Source organism: Paenibacillus sp. J31P316 (assembly GCF_056269105.1).
The window spans coordinates 907,129-924,838 of sequence record NZ_JBWDNI010000001.1 but is presented as its reverse complement, the minus strand read 5'-3'; the positions used below and the strand labels follow the sequence as shown (position 1 = coordinate 924,838).

Annotated in this window: 19 protein-coding genes; all 19 read left to right on the top strand. The window is 56.0% G+C overall.

All coding sequences use genetic code 11. From position 1 onward, the window contains the following. Window positions 1–27: 27 nt before the first annotated feature. The 19 genes from mreC to AC0YNU_RS03915 all read left to right on the top strand — a co-directional run bounded on the left by mreC (window position 28) and on the right by AC0YNU_RS03915 (window position 17,446). Window positions 28–903, top strand: coding sequence for a rod shape-determining protein MreC (gene mreC, locus AC0YNU_RS04005; RefSeq protein WP_475753341.1), 876 nt, complete (start codon window positions 28–30; stop codon window positions 901–903). Continuing rightward, window positions 900–1,424 (top strand): rod shape-determining protein MreD, encoded by a 525-nt coding sequence (mreD, locus tag AC0YNU_RS04000; RefSeq protein ID WP_475753339.1) that lies wholly within the window; start codon window positions 900–902, stop codon window positions 1,422–1,424. Before mreC ends, mreD begins: the two co-directional genes overlap by 4 nt. 66 nt (window positions 1,425–1,490) lie before the next feature. Then, window positions 1,491–2,150: a septum site-determining protein MinC gene (gene minC / locus AC0YNU_RS03995; protein WP_475753337.1), complete on the top strand. Its 660-nt coding sequence runs from the start codon at window positions 1,491–1,493 to the stop codon at window positions 2,148–2,150. 17 nt (window positions 2,151–2,167) lie between these two features. After that, window positions 2,168–2,959 (top strand): septum site-determining protein MinD, encoded by a 792-nt coding sequence (gene minD, locus AC0YNU_RS03990; RefSeq protein ID WP_475753335.1) that lies wholly within the window; start codon window positions 2,168–2,170, stop codon window positions 2,957–2,959. Window positions 2,960–2,966: 7 nt separating this feature from the next. Next, on the top strand, window positions 2,967–4,115 hold the full coding sequence (locus tag AC0YNU_RS03985) for an FtsW/RodA/SpoVE family cell cycle protein (RefSeq protein ID WP_475753333.1): 1,149 nt from the start codon (window positions 2,967–2,969) through the stop codon (window positions 4,113–4,115). A 111-nt stretch (window positions 4,116–4,226) separates the two neighbouring features. Then, window positions 4,227–5,222, top strand: a complete 996-nt coding sequence (locus tag AC0YNU_RS03980; protein WP_475753331.1) for a peptidoglycan DD-metalloendopeptidase family protein — start codon at window positions 4,227–4,229, stop codon at window positions 5,220–5,222. Further along, window positions 5,215–6,102 (top strand): M50 family metallopeptidase, encoded by an 888-nt coding sequence (locus tag AC0YNU_RS03975; protein ID WP_475753328.1) that lies wholly within the window; start codon window positions 5,215–5,217, stop codon window positions 6,100–6,102. Before AC0YNU_RS03980 ends, AC0YNU_RS03975 begins: the two co-directional genes overlap by 8 nt. Before the next feature lie 43 nt (window positions 6,103–6,145). Further along, the gene (locus AC0YNU_RS03970) at window positions 6,146–7,381 is read left to right on the top strand and encodes an Rne/Rng family ribonuclease (RefSeq protein WP_475753326.1); all 1,236 of its coding nucleotides are present in this window, start codon (window positions 6,146–6,148) and stop codon (window positions 7,379–7,381) included. A 202-nt stretch (window positions 7,382–7,583) separates the two neighbouring features. Continuing rightward, the gene (rplU, locus tag AC0YNU_RS03965; protein WP_161694067.1) at window positions 7,584–7,895 is read left to right on the top strand and encodes a 50S ribosomal protein L21; all 312 of its coding nucleotides are present in this window, start codon (window positions 7,584–7,586) and stop codon (window positions 7,893–7,895) included. An 11-nt stretch (window positions 7,896–7,906) separates the two neighbouring features. After that, window positions 7,907–8,248: a ribosomal-processing cysteine protease Prp gene (locus AC0YNU_RS03960; RefSeq protein WP_475753324.1), complete on the top strand. Its 342-nt coding sequence runs from the start codon at window positions 7,907–7,909 to the stop codon at window positions 8,246–8,248. A gap of 14 nt (window positions 8,249–8,262) precedes the next feature. After that, window positions 8,263–8,568 (top strand): 50S ribosomal protein L27, encoded by a 306-nt coding sequence (gene rpmA / locus AC0YNU_RS03955; RefSeq protein ID WP_475753322.1) that lies wholly within the window; start codon window positions 8,263–8,265, stop codon window positions 8,566–8,568. Between the two features lie 132 nt (window positions 8,569–8,700). Then, window positions 8,701–9,429 (top strand): Spo0B domain-containing protein, encoded by a 729-nt coding sequence (locus tag AC0YNU_RS03950; RefSeq protein WP_475753320.1) that lies wholly within the window; start codon window positions 8,701–8,703, stop codon window positions 9,427–9,429. 17 nt (window positions 9,430–9,446) lie between these two features. Further along, window positions 9,447–10,805, top strand: coding sequence for a GTPase ObgE (gene obgE / locus AC0YNU_RS03945; protein ID WP_475753318.1), 1,359 nt, complete (start codon window positions 9,447–9,449; stop codon window positions 10,803–10,805). Between the two features lie 171 nt (window positions 10,806–10,976). Beyond that, a complete protein-coding gene (locus AC0YNU_RS03940; protein WP_475753316.1) occupies window positions 10,977–11,414 on the top strand; it encodes an ACT domain-containing protein in 438 nt (145 codons plus the stop codon). A 25-nt stretch (window positions 11,415–11,439) separates the two neighbouring features. After that, complete coding sequence (locus AC0YNU_RS03935) at window positions 11,440–12,726, top strand: homoserine dehydrogenase (protein WP_475753314.1); 1,287 nt, start codon at window positions 11,440–11,442, stop codon at window positions 12,724–12,726. Window positions 12,727–12,864: 138 nt separating this feature from the next. Continuing rightward, window positions 12,865–13,842: a homoserine kinase gene (thrB, locus tag AC0YNU_RS03930; protein WP_475753312.1), complete on the top strand. Its 978-nt coding sequence runs from the start codon at window positions 12,865–12,867 to the stop codon at window positions 13,840–13,842. Beyond that, window positions 13,839–14,714, top strand: a complete 876-nt coding sequence (gene pheA / locus AC0YNU_RS03925; protein WP_475753310.1) for a prephenate dehydratase — start codon at window positions 13,839–13,841, stop codon at window positions 14,712–14,714. Before thrB ends, pheA begins: the two co-directional genes overlap by 4 nt. Before the next feature lie 205 nt (window positions 14,715–14,919). Beyond that, window positions 14,920–16,635, top strand: a complete 1,716-nt coding sequence (locus AC0YNU_RS03920; protein ID WP_475753308.1) for a LysM peptidoglycan-binding domain-containing protein — start codon at window positions 14,920–14,922, stop codon at window positions 16,633–16,635. Between the two features lie 133 nt (window positions 16,636–16,768). Continuing rightward, the gene (locus tag AC0YNU_RS03915) at window positions 16,769–17,446 is read left to right on the top strand and encodes a BofC C-terminal domain-containing protein (protein ID WP_475753306.1); all 678 of its coding nucleotides are present in this window, start codon (window positions 16,769–16,771) and stop codon (window positions 17,444–17,446) included. Window positions 17,447–17,710: the final 264 nt, after the last annotated feature.

Below are 17,710 nucleotides of genomic sequence, written 5' to 3'. Positions count from 1 at the left end.
GCATGGAAAATGGGCGGGTGAAGCGAAGTGTTTAATTGGATGCGCAACAGACGGATGTTTGTGCTCATGATCGTGTTTATTCTCTTCGTCGCCGTAATGGGCTTCTCCATCGGCGACCGGAAGAAGCTGACGTGGCCGGAAAATTTCGCGCTCGATACGTCGGGCTTCTTCCAGCAATGGCTGTATGAACCGGCCGGCTATGTGTCGGAACTCATTCACGATCTCTCCCATATGCGCGAGGTCTACAAAGAGAATGAGCAGCTGCGCATCGCCGCCGCCGCGTACGCGCGGGACAGCATCAAATACAACGGCATGGAAGACAAACTGAAACAGCTTCAGGATGATCTCCATTTCACCGAACGCCAGAGAGAGCTGGACAACTACAAATATCTCATCGCACAGGTCATAGCCGTCAGCACCGACCCGTACGACGAGACGATCCGCATTAATTTGGGCTCCAAGAACGGCATCAAGCCGAACATGGCCGTCGTGACGAACAAGGGCTTGGTCGGTTTGATTACTCGAGTCGATCCGTTCTTCTCGTCCGTCATGCCGATCACGAAGCTGAACGTCAATTCGGCGGACACGAAGCTCATCGCGGCGACCGTGCTGGGCAAGGAGGCCGACTCGTTCGGCATCGTGGATAATTACGACACGGAGACAGGCAAGCTGTCCATGTCCAAAATTTCCGAGCACGATCCGCTTAAGAAAGGCGACACGATCATCTCGTCCGGCAAGGGCAACGTCTTCCCTCGCGGCATGGTCATCGGCACGGTCGACAGCAGCCAAGTGGGAGATTTCGGTCTGACGTACACGGCTACGATTACGCCGGCAGCGGATTTCGATCATCTGCGGGAAGTATTCGTCGTACAAACGCCGGATACGGGAGATACGGCGCCATGAGCATGCAGCGCATCATCATTGTCATGCTGCTCTTCTTTCTCTCCGAGGGGACGATCTTCTATTGGCTGGTGCCGGGAGATCTCGTTGGGCGCATTGTGCCTCATTTTACGCTTGCTTTCGTGTTATTCGCTGCCCTATACCGAGGGCGTCATGCCTCGCTGCTGCTCGGCCTCTCATTCGGCTTGCTGCAGGACCTGGCCTTTTACGGCCGGATTATCGGCGTTCATTCCTTCTCGATGGGGCTCGTCGGATATATGACGGGCCTTCTTCTGGAGCGCAAGCGCAGCACGCTGCTGATGGCGCTGTCCATGGTCGGCTTATCTACTCTCGTTTACGATACGGTTGTCTATTTCATCTATAAGGTGTTCCGGCTTACGGATCAAACTTACGAGTGGGCGCTGTACCAGCACATCATTCCGAGCTTGTTTCTTCAGTTATTGTTCGCATTGGCGCTGTACATACCGGCAAGACGATGGTTCGAGGGCAGCCTCAAGCCCAAAACCGAAGAAGAAGAAGTTTAGCACGGCTCCCATGCAGGAATACGCGCGCGGATGAAAGAATCGTATAGAGAGAGGGGTGGGACGAGCGTGACCGAGAAGCAGCATATTACGATAAAAGGCGTCAAAGAAGGCTTGATCTTTCTCCTTGACGACAATTGCGAGTTTTCCATCTTGCTGGACGAGCTGCAGTACAAATTGGAAAAGTCGCATCAACAGCTGCTGACAGGTCCTATCGTTCATGTCCAAGTGAAGTTGGGCTCCCGTCACGTGACCGAGGAAGATAAAGAACGGATCCGGGCGACGATTCGCCAGCAGGGCAATTTGCTGGTGCAATCGGTCGAGAGCGAAGCAATCGCCCCGACGAAGCCCGAGGACGGCAATAATATTAAAGTGCTTACAGGCATCGTCCGCTCCGGCCAAACGATGGAGCACGACGGAAACTTACTGCTGATGGGGGACGTGAACCCCGGCGGCACGGTGCTCTGCACGGGTGACATCTACGTTCTCGGTGCGCTCCGCGGGCTGGCCCATGCCGGCTGCGAGGGGCGGAAGGATGCCGTCATCGCCGCATCGTTGCTGCGACCGACGCAGCTGCGCATTGACGATGTCATCAGCCGTCCGCCGGACGAATGGATGACGGGTGACGCACTGATGGAGTTTGCTTTTCTGAGTGAAGGTGTAATGAAGATCGATAAGTTGACGCAGCTGCAGCGGATACGCAAGCTGCCGATCGTGTTTAGAGCTTGAGCGGGGAGTGTGAAGTCATGGGAGAAGCGATTGTAGTTACATCGGGGAAAGGCGGCGTCGGCAAAACGACGACATCGGCCAATATCGGGACTGCGCTTGCTTTGCTTGGCAAAAAGGTATGTATGGTGGATACCGATATCGGCCTGCGCAATCTGGACGTGGTCATGGGTCTGGAGAATCGGATCATTTATGATTTGATCGATGTCGCGGAGGGTCGCTGCAGGCTGAACCAAGCGCTGGTGAAGGATAAGCGGTTCGAAGAGCTGTACATGCTGCCGGCTGCCCAAACGAAGGATAAGAGCGCGGTGACGCCCGAGCAGGTGAAGGATATGATCCTGGAGCTGAAGAAAGAGTTCGAGTATGTCATTATCGACTGCCCCGCCGGCATCGAACAGGGCTTCCGCAACGCCATCGCCGGAGCTGACCGCGCCATCGTCGTGACGACGCCGGAGAACGCGGCCGTTCGCGACGCGGATCGGGTAATCGGTCTGCTGGAGCAGTCGCAGGTGCCTGCGCGCCTCGTGATCAACCGCATTCGGGTGAATATGGTGAAATCCGGGGAAATGCTGGATATCGATGAAATTTGCCAAGTGCTTGCCATCGACCTGCTGGGCATCGTGCCTGACGACGAGAAGGTCATCCGTTCCGCGAACGCCGGGGAACCGACGGTCATGGATCCTTCTTCCCGCGCGGCGATCGCCTATCGCAACATTTCCAGACGGATGCTGGGCGATATGGTTCCGCTGATGCAGTTGGAAGAGAAAGCGGGCGTCATGAAGCGTTTCCGCAAGTTTCTTGGAATAGGATGATTGTGAAGTGCTGAATAAACTGAAAAAAATCGATGTGGGCATGATCGTCATTCTGCTGGCTTTCGCGGTGGTGAGCACGATGCTCGTGCATAGCGCCACGTACGGCAATCCGGAGTACGCCGGATATGACACGAAGACGATCATTTTCTACGGCCTCGGGTTTTTCGTCGCGATTGTCGCGGCTTTGCTCGATTATCGGATCTATTTGAAGGCATGGTTCATTCTATACGGCATCGGTTTGATCCTGCTCGTGATCGTTTATTTGACGGCACCGGAAATCAACGGCGCGAAGAGCTGGTTCCCGCTCCCGGGCGGATTGCAGTTTCAACCGGCGGAGATGGTCAAGCTGATTCTAATCATCACGGTCGCCTATTTGATGGGCCGTCGGCAGGGCGAACCGCTTCGCGTGCGGCAGGATTTGTTCGTCGTCGCGTTCTTCTCGTTCGTTCCGTTCGCGCTCGTCATGATTCAGCCGGATCTCGGGAATGCCATCATCTATCTCGTCATCGTGCTTGGCATGCTATGGATCGGGAACGTCCGTTACACGCATGTTCTGTTGGGACTCGGCGCCGTGGTAGGCGGCGTGATCTTGTTCATGTTCCTGTTCAATACATATAACAAAGAAATTCACGATTATGCGTACGATCACGACAAGCTCCATTGGTATGAACGAATCAACGGCTTTATCAATCCGGAGACGGCTTCCGAGAAGGAAGTGTACCAGGCGAACAAGGCCAAGATCGCCATCGGTTCCGGCGGATTGATGGGCGACGGGTATATGAAGGGCGAGTCCAAGAACCGCAAATTCATTCCGTATCCCTACTCGGACGCGATCTTTGTCGTCATCGGCGAGGAGTTTGGCTTCCAGGGCGCCGCGGTCGTGTTGATGCTGTACTTCCTGTTGATTTACAGGATGATCATCATCGCCTTCCAGTGTTATGACTTGCGAGGATCGTTCATCGTGATCGGGATCGTATCGATGTACGTCTTCCAAGTCTTCCAGAACATCGGCATGATGATCGGCCTGATGCCGATTACGGGCATTACGCTTCCGTTCATCAGCTATGGCGGCACGTCGCTGCTGCTGAACATGCTTTGCATCGGCATCGTATTCAGCGTGAAAGTCCATCAAGAAAAATACGAGTTAGCCACCTAAACCGTCCGGCGCTGCCGGGCGGTTTTCTTTGCCTTGCGGGCGAACTCATAACCCGTCCAAGCGCCTCATATACTGGAGTGAACAAGCTGTATAAAGGTGGAGGGATTGGCGATGGATACCCGAAACAGCATCCGTGAACGCAGACAAGAGCGCATTCGCCGGATTATGGAGAGTAACGCCTCACAGGCACAAGCAGGACGGCATTCAGCGCAGCGTCAGCTGCCGGAGCCCCAGCAGCCAAGGCCGCAGGAACAACCGATTTTGCGGCTGCCCGCGCAGACGGCCAGCCGCTCGGACAACATGCAGGGACATTCCGACTATCCGGCACCGCTGCGCGAGGACGATCCGGAACGGCTGTGGAAGGCGAATCCCAATCCATGGCAAACGGCCGGCTGGAACATTGCTCCGCTGCCAAGCAAGGACATCCGCGCCAGCAAGTCGGGCGGCCCGCCGCCTGATCCAACGGAGACGGGCGGCCGCTTTATCGTGCGCGGGCTCTTTATTCAGTCCGTCATCGCCGTGGCGCTGTTCATCATCGTGTACTTGATGTTTCAGACGCAATTGCCCGCGGCGAAGAAAGGCCAAGAAGCGGTAACAGCCGCTTTGACGGAGAACATGGATTTTAACGCTTCGGCTTCGCTGTACAAGAAATGGTTTGCGGGCGCACCTTCGTTTATCCCGTTCTTCGGCAGCAAAGCTGACGAGGAGTCCAGGCTTGCCGAGGGCGCGGTCGAGATCCCGATCGTATCGCCGCTGCCCAATGGCGCGGTCGTACGTTCGTTCGCGGAAACGCTGAGCGGCGTCGAAATCGCGGGCAATCCCGCGCAGTCGGTGCTCGCCGCGGAGACGGGACGCGTCATACTCGTATCCAACGACGGGGATGCCGAGGGCGATACCGTCATGGTCCAGCATGCGGGCGGACGAGTAACCGTCTACGGCCGGCTCGGCAGCGTGATCGTGGCAGCCAATGATTGGGTCGAGGCTGGCAAGACGCTCGGCAAGCTGGCGGAAACGAAGGCGCAAGATGGCAGCCAAAGTTTGTTGTTCTTCGCGGTGAAGGAGCAAGGCCGATACGTCGATCCGGCGGACGTCGTTCCGATTGATTAAACTTGGCGGCATCCGGTGGTCCGTTCACCCGCTCTTCGTGCTCATTATGCTCGCTTCTGTTCTGACGGGTTATTTCGTCGAGCTGTTGACGTTGTTTGCGATCGTGCTCGTTCACGAGCTGGGCCACGTTATCGCTGCTCGGGGCTTTGGCTGGACGGTTCGCGAGGTAAAACTGCTGCCCTTCGGCGGGGTGGCGGAGGTTGAGGATGGAAGCGGGCTGCCGGCTAGGGAAGAGGCGCTCGTCGCGATCGCGGGACCGCTGCAGAACGCGTGGATGGCGGGCGCCGCTTGGCTGCTAGGCCAGCTGGGACTGTGGCAGCACGATTGGGCGGCTTACGTCTGCCAGGCGAATATCATGATCGGCTTGTTCAATTTGCTGCCGATCTTGCCGCTGGACGGCGGGAAGCTGATGCAGGCGGGACTTAGCCGCGCGCTGACGTTTCACGGGACGCTCGTTTGGGGTACTAGGATTAGTCTGCTCTTTAGCGCGTTAATGATTGTGTGCGCGATTGCGCCCGCCGTGCTGAGCCGGAACGCGGTGCATCTTCACCTCAACCTGATCGCTGTCGGCGTGTTTCTGCTGCTTACGAATTGGACAGCTTATCGCAATATTCCGTTTTTGTTTCTTCGCTTTCTAACGAACCGGGCGCTTTCGTCGACCCGTGCCGTATCGCGGGGAACCTGGGCGTTTCCCATTATCGTGCCCAAGGGCTATACCGTACTCGCGGCGCTGCGGTTATTTAAACGGGACAGTTATCATCTGATCGTGGTCATGGAGGAGAAGGGGGACATACTGGCCGTGCTGCCGGAACAACGGCTTGTCAGCGGATTTCTCTCGGACGGAAAAGCAGACCGTGCAGTATTGGAGCTTTTCATGTAAAATAGGTATCCGTGGAGACCGACTGAGGCAGGAGGTCATGGGAATGAAAAAAATGCTGGTTCACGGTCAGAAAGACATGCTGCAGATCGCCATTGTGGAAGATGCGTCGCTGTATGAATATTACATGGAAAAAACCGAACAAGCGGGCCAACTGGTCGGAAGCATTTACAAGGGCCGCGTCGTCAATGTCCTGCCGGGCATGCAGGCGGCTTTTGTCGATATCGGGCTTCCGAAGAACGCGTTTTTATATATCGATGACGTGCTTCACCCGCATTTGGAACGACAGCCGAAGGAAAAGCCGCAGATCGGCCAATTGCTTCAGCCTGGGCAGGAGATTCTGGTGCAGGTGATGAAGGAACCGCTTGGAGGCAAAGGCGCTCGAGTCACCACGCATTTTTCTCTGCCTGGCCGATATTTGGTTTATATGCCGATCGCAGATTACATAGGCGTCTCCAAGAAGGTCTCTACCGAAGCGGAACGGTCGCGCATGCGCGCCGTCGGCGAGCGGATCCGACTACCCGGCGAAGGGGTTATCATGCGTACGGCTGCCGAGGGAGAGAGTCAGGAATCCCTTCAGCAGGACGTTCAGTTCCTTAGGGAGCATTGGCAAGAAATCCGGCAGCGGGGAGAGACGGCTTCTACGCCGACGCTCATTCACCGGGACGCGGATCTCGTGCATCGGCTCGTGCGCGATCTGCTGACGACCGAAATCGATGAGATATGGATCGACGAGGGCTCTGTCTACAGGAAGACGAAGGCGACGATGAAGCGGTTGGCTCCGGCCATGCTGCCCCGCCTTCGTTTGTTCGAGCCGCAGATCGGCGGCGCTTCGCTCTTTCAGCTGAATCACATTCACGAACAGCTTCAGGAAGCATCGCAGCGGCGTTATCGGCTCAAGTCCGGCGGCGATCTCGTATGGGACCAAACCGAGGCGCTGACGGTCGTCGACGTCAATACTGGACGTTTTGTAGGTACTTCCGATCTCGAGGACACGGTATTCCGCACGAATTTGGAGGCGGCCGAGCAGATTGCCAGGCTGCTGCGGCTGCGGGATGTCGGCGGCATCATCATTGTGGATTTCATTGACATGGAAGAAGAGCAGCACCGTGAGCAGGTGATGCACCTGCTTGAGCGCCGTGTCCGCTCCGACCGGACGAAATGTCAGGTCGTCGGCTGGACAAGGCTTGGCTTGTTGGAGATGACGCGCAAGAAAGTCCGCGAGCAGAAAGTTTTTCCTGCTAAGGAGTCGGCTGGCAGTCGGGACGAAGCGAGATCCTGACGCAGGCTGCCAGGGCAAGCCTGCAATGGCCCAAAATATGCATTGCTATCGAATATAATGTATGCTAAGATATTATGGTGTCTGCGATCGAGAAACGTGAATTGCAGTCCAAATACCGCTCCGAACAGGTACATAAGCCCGCGTCAGTCCGCTTTCTCGGCACCTGCATCAGGCGAGTCTTCGAAATAAGGAGGTGCAACACATGTTTGCGATCATTGAAACGGGTGGAAAGCAATACAAAGTGCAAGAAGGCGACGTTCTTTACATCGAAAAACTGGATGCTGCTGAAGGCGAGAGCGTAACGTTCGACCGCGTATTGGCTGTTTCCAAAGGCGAAGAATTCGTTACAGGTACACCGGTCGTTTCCGGCGCTACCGTAACGGCGACTGTCGAGAAACACGGCAGAGGTCAAAAAATCATCGTTTTTAAATATAAAGCGAAGAAAAACTACCGCCGGAAGCAAGGTCACCGTCAACCGTACTCCAAAGTTACGATTGGCAAGATTCAAGCTTAAGAGGTTATCCTATGATTACGGTCAACATTGAGCGGCGGTCTGCCGCCGAATCACGGATCGTATCGTTTGCGATAGATGGACATGCTGGTTTCGCCAAGCCCGGCAAAGACATTGTCTGTGCCGGCGTGTCGGCCGTATCGGTCGGCACGGTGAATGCAATCGAAGCGCTGGCGGGGTGCGAACTCCCGGCTTCGATGAAGAGCGGCTGGCTGCGATCCGAAATCCCGGTCGGAGAGACTGCTGATTCCGATGCGAAGATGCAGCTCCTTCTGGAAAGTATGATCGTGATGCTGGACTCTATCGCAGCCTCGTACGGGAAGTTTGTTGTCATTCGTCAACTATTTCGTGAATAAAGGAGGGAACATCCATGTTGAAACTGAATCTCCAACTCTTCGCTTCGAAGAAAGGTGTAGGTTCCACAAAGAACGGACGCGACAGCCAATCCAAACGTCTCGGCGCTAAACGCGCTGACGGCCAAACGGTATCGGCTGGCAGCATCCTTGTTCGTCAACGCGGAACGAAAGTTCATCCGGGCAACAACGTTGGTATCGGTAAAGACGATACGCTCTTCGCGAAAGTAGAAGGCGTCGTGAAATACGAACGTTGGGGACGCGACCGTAAGAAAGTCAGCGTTTACCCGGTTGCAGCAGCTGCTGTCGCTGCAGCGGAATAAGCAACACGCCCCGGTCTGCATGCAGACCGGGGTTTTCTTTTTTTATTCGGCGCTTTCGGACCCGGATGAACTTTCCGCTTACTCGTGCTATACTGGTTAAGACTAGGAAAGAATAGGAAAGTAGGCTCGATCATGAACCGCATCCGAATTTTTGCGGCCGTATCCGTCATTTTGCCGGCGGCGGCAGCGCTTAGTTGGCCAACGCAGCGATGGCTGCTGGCCGTATTCCTGGTATGGACAGCGGCAGCGGCGGTAATGTGGAACCGCTCTCTCGCGCGCGAACAAGCCCGCAGGCTGGAAGTCCTGGAACGGACCTTGCAGCAAACGGCAATTGCAACGCTTAATCATCATCGGCATGATTGGATGAATGATCTGCAGATTATCTTTGGTTACATTCGCATGGGGAAGACGGATAAGACGATTCAGTGCGTGGAACAGATAAAGGAACGGATGACGAGCGAAAGCAAGATCGCGAAGCTCGGCGTGCCGTCACTCGTCATGTTTCTGCAGTCGTTCCGAACCCGGACCAATTCCATGATAATCGACATGGACATCGATGGCGAAGTGAATTTGGCCGAGCTGCTTCCGGATAAGGAACGCGCGGCGAATGCGATCATAGAACTTATTCAAGCGTACCGTTCAGCGGCGGCAACGGGCAGCGGCGACGCGGCCCGGTTGCTGATGGATCTTTCCTTGGACGGGATGAAGCTGCAGCTGTCGTTTCATTTCGACGGCATACTTCAATCGGGCAGCGACTGGAAATCGAATTGCGAGCGCGCGCTTCAAGGCTCTCCGCTGCGGTTGGCGGATGCGGATTACGGCAAAGGGATGCTGATGCTGGAAGCGCAGCTTGGGACATAAACGGAGGACGTAAAGACATGTTTGTCGATAAGGCGAAAATATTCGTAAAAGGCGGCGACGGCGGGAATGGAATCGTGTCGTACCGCCGTGAGAAATACGTGCCGAACGGCGGGCCGGCCGGCGGCGACGGCGGCAAGGGCGGAGACGTCATTTTCCGCGTGGACAACGGACTGCGGACGCTGATGGATTTCCGCTACCAGAAGCATTTCAAAGGCGAGCGGGGCGAGCGCGGCAAAGTCAAGACGATGCACGGATCGAACGCGGAGAACACGGTCATCCGTATTCCGCCCGGAACGGTCATCCTCGATGATGATTCCGGCGAGATCATTGCCGACATGACGAAGCACGGTTCGGAAATCATCGTTGCGAAGGGCGGACGCGGCGGACGCGGCAATTGCCGGTTCGCGACCGCAAGCAATCCTGCGCCGGATTTTGCCGAGAACGGCGAGGAAGGCGTAGAACGCTGGATCATCCTGGAACTGAAGGTCATGGCGGACGTTGGCCTTGTCGGGTTTCCGAGCGTCGGCAAATCGACGCTGCTGTCGATCGTATCGGCGGCGCAGCCGAAGATCGGCGCATACCACTTCACGACGATTTCGCCGAATCTCGGCGTCGTCGATGTAGGTGACGGGCGCAGCTTCGTCATGGCGGATTTGCCTGGACTTATCGAAGGCGCGCATGAAGGCGTCGGGTTAGGTCATGACTTCCTGCGTCACGTTGAACGCACGCGCATTATACTGCATGTGCTCGACATGTCGGGCTCGGAGGGGCGCGACCCTTACGAAGACTGGGTGACGATCAACCAGGAACTCGAACTGTACAACCCGCTTCTTGCGGAACGACCGCAAATCATCGTGGCGAACAAAATGGACATGCCCGATTCCGAGGCGAACCTGGAGATCTTCCTGGAACAGCTGAAGGCGGAAGCCGGGGAAGCCGAAACCGATGAAGATGGGAACGAATTGCCTAAACATCAGGTCGTGGCCATGTCTTCGCTTACGAAGCAGGGCGTTCAAGAGCTGCTGTACAAGGCGATGGATTTGCTCGAAACGGTGCCGGAGACGCGTCAGATCGAGGAAGTGCGGGATGTTGCGGAGCGCAAGGTCTATACGCTGGACAAGGACGAGGATCGTTCCTTTACGGTCGGCAAGGAGAACGAAGGCTTCTACGTCGAGAGCGCGTACATCGAGAAGTTCATGAAACGCGTGAATTTGAACAATTCTTACGACGCGATTATGCGTTTCGCGCGTACGCTGCGTTTGATGGGCGTCGATGCGGAATTGCGTAAGATCGGCGCGAAGGATGGCGATATCGTTCGGATCGCGGACTTCACGTTCGAATTTTTCGAGGGAAGCGACTTTTATTACCACGAATAGCGTCACGACAGCTGCCGGAGCTGTGTTTGCAGGTCGACTGCAGACATGGCTTCGACAGCTTTTTTATGGAGAAACCGGCTTGTCTCGTGGAAATGACTATTGCCGCATCGGTGAATATTCGATATAATGTCCTCTATGGAAGAACAGATGTCTTTGTTGGGAGGACGGCCCGTGGAGGAACGCTATTATGTCGTACGCGAGGATATGCTGCCGGAAGCGATCGTGAAGACCATTCAGGTCAAGGAAATGCTCCGCCGCGGCGAAGCGGCGACCGTTCACGAAGCGGCCGAGCGAGTAGGCTTAAGCCGAAGCGCCTTCTATAAGTACAAAGACGGCGTATATACGCAGTATCAGCTCAAGCGGGAAACGATCGCTACCATTTCCATGGATTTGGACCATCGGTCCGGCGTGCTGTCCAAGGTGCTCGGCCTCGTGGCCGGTTACGAAGGAAACGTGCTGACGATTCATCAAACGATACCGCTTCAGGGACTTGCCAATGTTGTGATTTCCGTTGATACCTCTCTAATGAGCGGCGCGATGTCCGAGTTCATGGATGCGCTCCGCAGGCAGGACGGCGTTCGTAAGGCGTCCATCATCGGGCAAGGCTAGACTATATATTTGGAGGTAGAACGGAATGAAACCGATTAAAGTTGGATTGCTTGGCCTGGGAACCGTAGGAACGGGTGTCGTACGTATCGTGGAAGGACATCAGAGCGACCTGCAAAGCCAAGTAGGCTCGCCGATCGTCATTGAGCAGGTGCTCGTACAGAACAAGAACAAAGTACGTTCCATCAGCATGCCCGCGGATAAATTGACGGAAGATGCATGGGACATTATTCATAATCCGGAGATCGACGTGATCGTTGAAGTCATGGGCGGCATCGAGACGACGAAAGGTTATATCCTTGAAGCACTCTCCCGCGGGAAGCATGTCGTAACGGCCAACAAAGATTTAATGGCTTTGCACGGACCCGAGATTCTAGCGGCGGCTCATGAGAACGGCTGCGACGTGCTGTACGAAGCAAGCGTCGCAGGCGGCATTCCGATCATCCGAACGCTGGTCGAGGGCTTCTCCTCCGATCGGATCACCAAAATCATGGGTATCGTGAACGGAACGACGAACTACATTTTGACGAAGATGAGCAAGGAAGGCGCGGCTTACAGCGATGTGCTGAAAGAAGCACAGGAGCTTGGTTATGCCGAGGCTGATCCGACCTCCGACGTGGAAGGCCTTGATGCCGCCCGTAAGATGACGATTCTCGCCACGCTCGGTTTCCGTGCGAACGTTGCGCTGGAGGATGTTGACGTAAAGGGCATTTCGGCCATCAGCCGCGAAGAGATTTTGTATGCCAAGCGGCTTGGCTACGAAGTGAAGCTGCTCGGCATCGCAGAGCGTCAGGACGATTACATCAGCGTCTCGGTACAACCGACGATGGTGAAGGCTTCGCATCCGATCGCATCCGTCAACGGCGTGTATAACGCGGTGTACGTCTATGGCGAAGCCGTCGGAGAAACGATGTTTTATGGCGCAGGCGCAGGCGAAATGCCGACCGCAACGTCCATCGTTGCCGACCTGGTCGCGGTCGTGAAGAACCTGAAGCTCGGCGTAAACGGCAAGCAGGCTAAGCTCGCGTACAAAGAGAAGAAGCTCAAAACCGATGAGCAAATCGCGTCGAAGTATTTCATGCTGCTTCATGTACAAGATCGCGCAGGGGTGCTTGCCCGGATCACGCAGGCGTTCGCGGAGCACGAGGTCAGCCTGGAATCCGTGCTGCAGCAGCCGAATCCGAGCAATCCGGAAGCCGAGATCATCATCATTACGCATGATGCCAACAAAGCAGCGGCGTCCCGCGTCTTGAAGTCGCTTGAAGGCATGGAAGTCGTGAAAGCGATCAAGAGCGTTTATCGGGTTGAGGGCTAACGGTCGGCGGTAAGCGATAGAAGCGTTCGCGATAGAGTGGCATGTGAAAGTACATTACGTTAACGGATGAAGAAACCATGACGAGCAGCAGCGGTTATGAGTTAAGTACGCCATCCGTCATCTGGAGGGTGCGGGAGTATGATAAACGGCCAGGTATTGGTTAAAGTTCCGGCCAGCACGGCGAATCTCGGTCCGGGCTTCGACACGCTTGGCATGGCGCTGTCGCTATACGCGTGGATCGAGATGGAAGCCGCCGCCGATGGAGAAACGGTCATCGAGCTGTACGGCGACGGGTTGGACGGCATTCCGGTGAACAAGACGAACCTGATTTATAAAGTCGCGCAGATGGTTTTCGAGGAGGCCGGCGTGAGCATTCCCGAGCTTCGAATCGCCATGTACAGCGACATCCCGCTGACGCGCGGGCTTGGCAGCAGCGCTTCGGCCATCGTAGGCGCGCTTGTGGCGGCGAATGCGCTTGCGGGAAGTCCGCTTAGCGAGGACAAGCTGTTCCAAATGGCTTCCGAGCTGGAAGGCCATCCCGATAATGTCGGGGCTTCGTTGTTCGGGGGCATCGTCGTCTCCGCCTGGGACGGAACCCGCGCGGAGAAGGTTCGGATCACTCCCCATGAGAAGCTGGAAGTGTTGGTGGCCATTCCGTCTTTTCAGCTTTCTACGGAGAAGGCGCGGCACGCGCTGCCCGATAAGCTCGATATGAAAGACGCCGTCTTTAATGTAGCGTGCAGTTCGCTGCTCGTCGCGGCGTTCGCCAGCGGGAATCTGGAATTGATTCCATTCGCGATGCGCGATAAGCTTCATCAGCCCTACCGCGCGCCGCTCGTGCCCGGCATGTCGGAGATTCTGGAGCAGGCGACGAGCCGCGGGGCGCTTGGCGTAGCGCTGAGCGGCGCCGGACCGACCCTCCTGACGCTCGTAGACCGGGGAAGTGCCAGGAAAACCGAGCTGGAAGCCTTTCTGCTGGAGACGCTGAAGCAGCATGGCATCGAAGCTCAAACGATGTGGCTTACGCCCGCTTTGAACGGTCCCGAGCTGTCCATCTTCGAAACAGGCAAGACAGTACCGTTCATGGAACGAATCAAAGGAGAAGTCAAGGCATGATAAGCGTAGCGTGTTTGACGAAAGGTTCTACGTCCGACGAAGCGGCCAGGTATATGCTGAACGGCTTCGGCATCGATATTCGATACGAATATCATCGGATGATCGCGGACGTGTTTCTGTCCACGGCGGAAGGGAATACGAATTATGCCGTCATTCCGATCGAGAACACGATCGACGGTTCCGTCAGCCTTCATACCGATTGGCTCGTTGACGAGGTGAATTTGCCGATTCAAGCGGAATGGATCTACCCTTCCATTCAGAACTTGATCGGAGCCTCTGCGGAGCTGAACGAGGACAACGGCGAGTTGGCATACTGCCGCATCGTGAAAGTCATGAGTCATCCCGTCGCGATGGCCCAGTGTACGCAATATCTGAAGCGCCATCTCCCTCATGCCGAGCTGGAGCATGTCGGAAGCACGTCCGAGGCGGTCCGTATCGTCCGTGATAATCCTGGACGCGGGTGGGCGGCTATCGGCCAAGTGTCCGCTGCAGCTGACAACGGTCTGGATCTGTTGGAGACGGCGGTTACCGACCATGACAACAATTACACCCGCTTCCTGCTCGCGGGCCCGGAGCCATTCATGCTGCGGGAGTCTGAGAAGCATAAGACAAGCATCCTGATTACGCTGCCGGAGGATTATCCAGGTGCGCTTCATCAAGTGCTATCCGCGTTCTCCTGGCGCCGAATCAACCTGTCCCGCATCGAGTCGCGGCCGACGAAGAAGAAATTGGGCAATTATTACTTTTTGATCGATATCGAGATGTCGATGGATTCCGTGCTGCTCCCGTCCGCCATTGCCGAGATCGAAGCAATCGGATGTCAGGTCCGCGTGCTGGGCAGCTATCCAAGCTTCACCTACGCGGCGCGTTAGCCTGAAGAGGGACGAATGGCTCGCAAAAGCGGGTGCTGCAACAAGATTGAAGCTTTCCTGAGGCGAATATGCCTGGGGGAGCTTCAATCTTTTTTTTGTGCCGGAGGGTGACACTCGCCCACCTTCTGCATAGGATGTAGGGATTGATAACGGGCGTTTGCCGCGTCTGCCTAAGACGTAAAACGTGACAGGAGGTTTTTGGCGGGTGAAAATTCATATTGTGAAAAAAGGCGATACGCTGTATATGATAGCGCAGAAGTATAACGTGTCGTTGGAAGAAATTTTAAAGCTCAACCCATCCATCACGAATCCGGACGAAATCGACATCGGCATGAAAATCAAAGTTCCCGCAGGACATAGCGGCGATATGGAGATCATGCACCAGCATGTCGTGCAGCAGGGAGATACGCTTTGGAAGCTCTCCAAAGCATGGGGCGTTCCGCTCGGCGATATGATCAAAGCGAATCCGCAGCTCAAAAACCCGAACGTACTGCTGACCGGCGAGGTTGTGAACATCCCGAAACCGGGCATGCCTAGCACGATGCCGGAAATGCACGGAACGCCATCGGGCCATCACAAATCGGGAACGGGCAATCACCCGCTTCATCCGTCTTCGGTCATGCATGGCGTTCAGGGACTGATGGGCAAAATCCCGACCGGTAAAATTTTGACGGGCAAAAAGCCTACGGGTCCGAAGGAGAACACGGCTCCGGTAAATGAAGCTCCAGTGAATATGCCGGAGCCGGTGCCGACTCCGATGCCGGTGCCAACGGAATTGCCGATCGCGGAGAAGAAATATCCCGTTCACAAGCCATATGAGCAAAGTGTGGATTTGTTCAAGCAATACGGTATTCCGGCAACGGAGGTCATGTCGCTTCATGACTTGCCGGTGTCGCCGGTATCGACTGCGCCGATTCACAGCGGCTACGGCTACAGCCAGCCGACAGCGGTGTCGCCAGCGATGACGGGCGGCTACGGCTACGGCCAGCCGACGATGGTGTCGCCAGCGATGACGGGCGGCTATGGCTATGAACAACCGACGATGGTGTCGCCAGCGATGACGGGCGGTTATGGCTATGGCCAGCCGACGATGGTGTCGCCAGCGATGACGGGCGGCTATGGCTATGAACAACCGACAATGGTGTCGCCAGCGATGACGGGCGGCTATGGCTATGATCAGCCGACGGCGGTGTCGCCAGCGATGACGGGCGGCTATGGCTATGGTCAGCCGACGGCGGTGTCGCCAGCGATGACGGGCGGCTATGGTTATGAACACCCTACGGCTGTCAGCCCTGCCGCAACATCGCCCGAAGGCGGCGCAGGACTTCCATGGGGAGCGCCGAATTACGGTTGGGGTTCGCCGATGGTAAGCCCAATCAGTGACGAGGATTGCGGGCCTGGCTTCGTATCGCCGGAAAACACGGGACCGATGGGCGGTTACGGATACGGCGGTTACAATCCGTCGATGGTATCGCCGGAAAACACGGGACCGATGGGCGGCTATGGATACGGCGGCTACAATCCGTCGATGGTATCGCCGGAAAACACGGGACCGATGGGCGGCTACGGATACGGCGGTTACAATCCGTCGTTGGTATCGCCTGAAAACACGGGACCGATGGGCGGCTACGGATACGGCGGCTATAATCCGTCGATGGTATCGCCGGCAAACATGGGACCGCAGTATACCTACGGTTATGCAGGCAACGGTCAAGTCTCGCCCGTAAATACGACTGGCAAAAAGCCGTGCAATTGCGGCTGCCATGACAAACGCGACGAAGAGGAATTCGAAGTGGAGTCGGATCCGGTGAAAGTCAGCAAGTCGGCCGCAGGCCGGAAGCCTGCCAAAAAGGCCGCCATTCGCCAAACTCGCACTTTAAAACCGAAGCGCCGCGACAGTCTGCCTTGGATTAACCGCTAACGAGCCGCAGCAGCAAGCCCCGCATGCATCGACTGGCGATGCGTGCGGGGCTTTATTATGCGCCGAGTGCGCATGCATATTTCTCCAGCATAGGAGACAGACTAACAAAAAAAGAAAATGGGGGGGAACCCATATGATGACATTCAACCTCTGGCGAAAAGTGAGACAGAAACTAAGACGCAGCAAAAGGCCGATCTGGCATCTGGCCTGCGGCATGCTGATATCGGCGGCGTGCCTGTTCATTTCGCCGATCGCGGAGGATGCAGTAAATGCCCAAGGAATAAACGGTCCGCAAGCCGCAGCTCCTGCTTCGCGACACGAGCCAGAGGGCGGCAGACGCAGCGTTATCGCCGCGCTGTCCGATATGCAGGAGAAGGTAACGGTCAAGCTTCGGCGCGTATACATTTGCGGCGTAGAATCGGAAACGATCGGCGTCTTGAGCTCCGCGGATGCGCTTCGTATGATGAAGCAGCACCCCGAGTGGACGGCCATGCTTGATGAGCAAGGAGCAGTCGTCATGGAGCAGCGGATCGACGATTTATCGGAGTCGTGCAAACGCAGCGCTTATTTCGGCCTGGACAAGCTGGGACGGCTGTCTCTATTCGACGGCGAGCCCAAAAAAGAGAAAGTCATGCGGACGTTCTTCCAGCTGGACGTGAACTATATGGAGAGCAGCCTGCCCAAAGAACGGGTCGAAGAGCTGGAGAACGGCATTCGCATTTCGGATAAGGACGCGTTCAACAGCGTGCTTTCGACGTACAGCGACTTTGCGGTGGCGCGGACGCAAAAGGTGATGAAACGGACGTACTAGAGCGGGTGGAAGGAAGAAAAGTGAGGCTAGGACGAAGGACGGCTGCCCGGAGCAGCCGTCCTTTTGCTTGATTGTGCAATCGGAGCCGGTTGGGACAAAACGCGTGTTCTCATTCGATCCATCATTTGATATAATGGGAGGAAGCCGTTTTTTGGTTCGTGTCAACGCGCCTCTATCAGGATCGTCCTTAGTACGTTAGGGATGACCGATACAGCGTGCGCTGACGCCAAGGACGGAACTGGCTGTTTCGGCTGCAATCAGGTT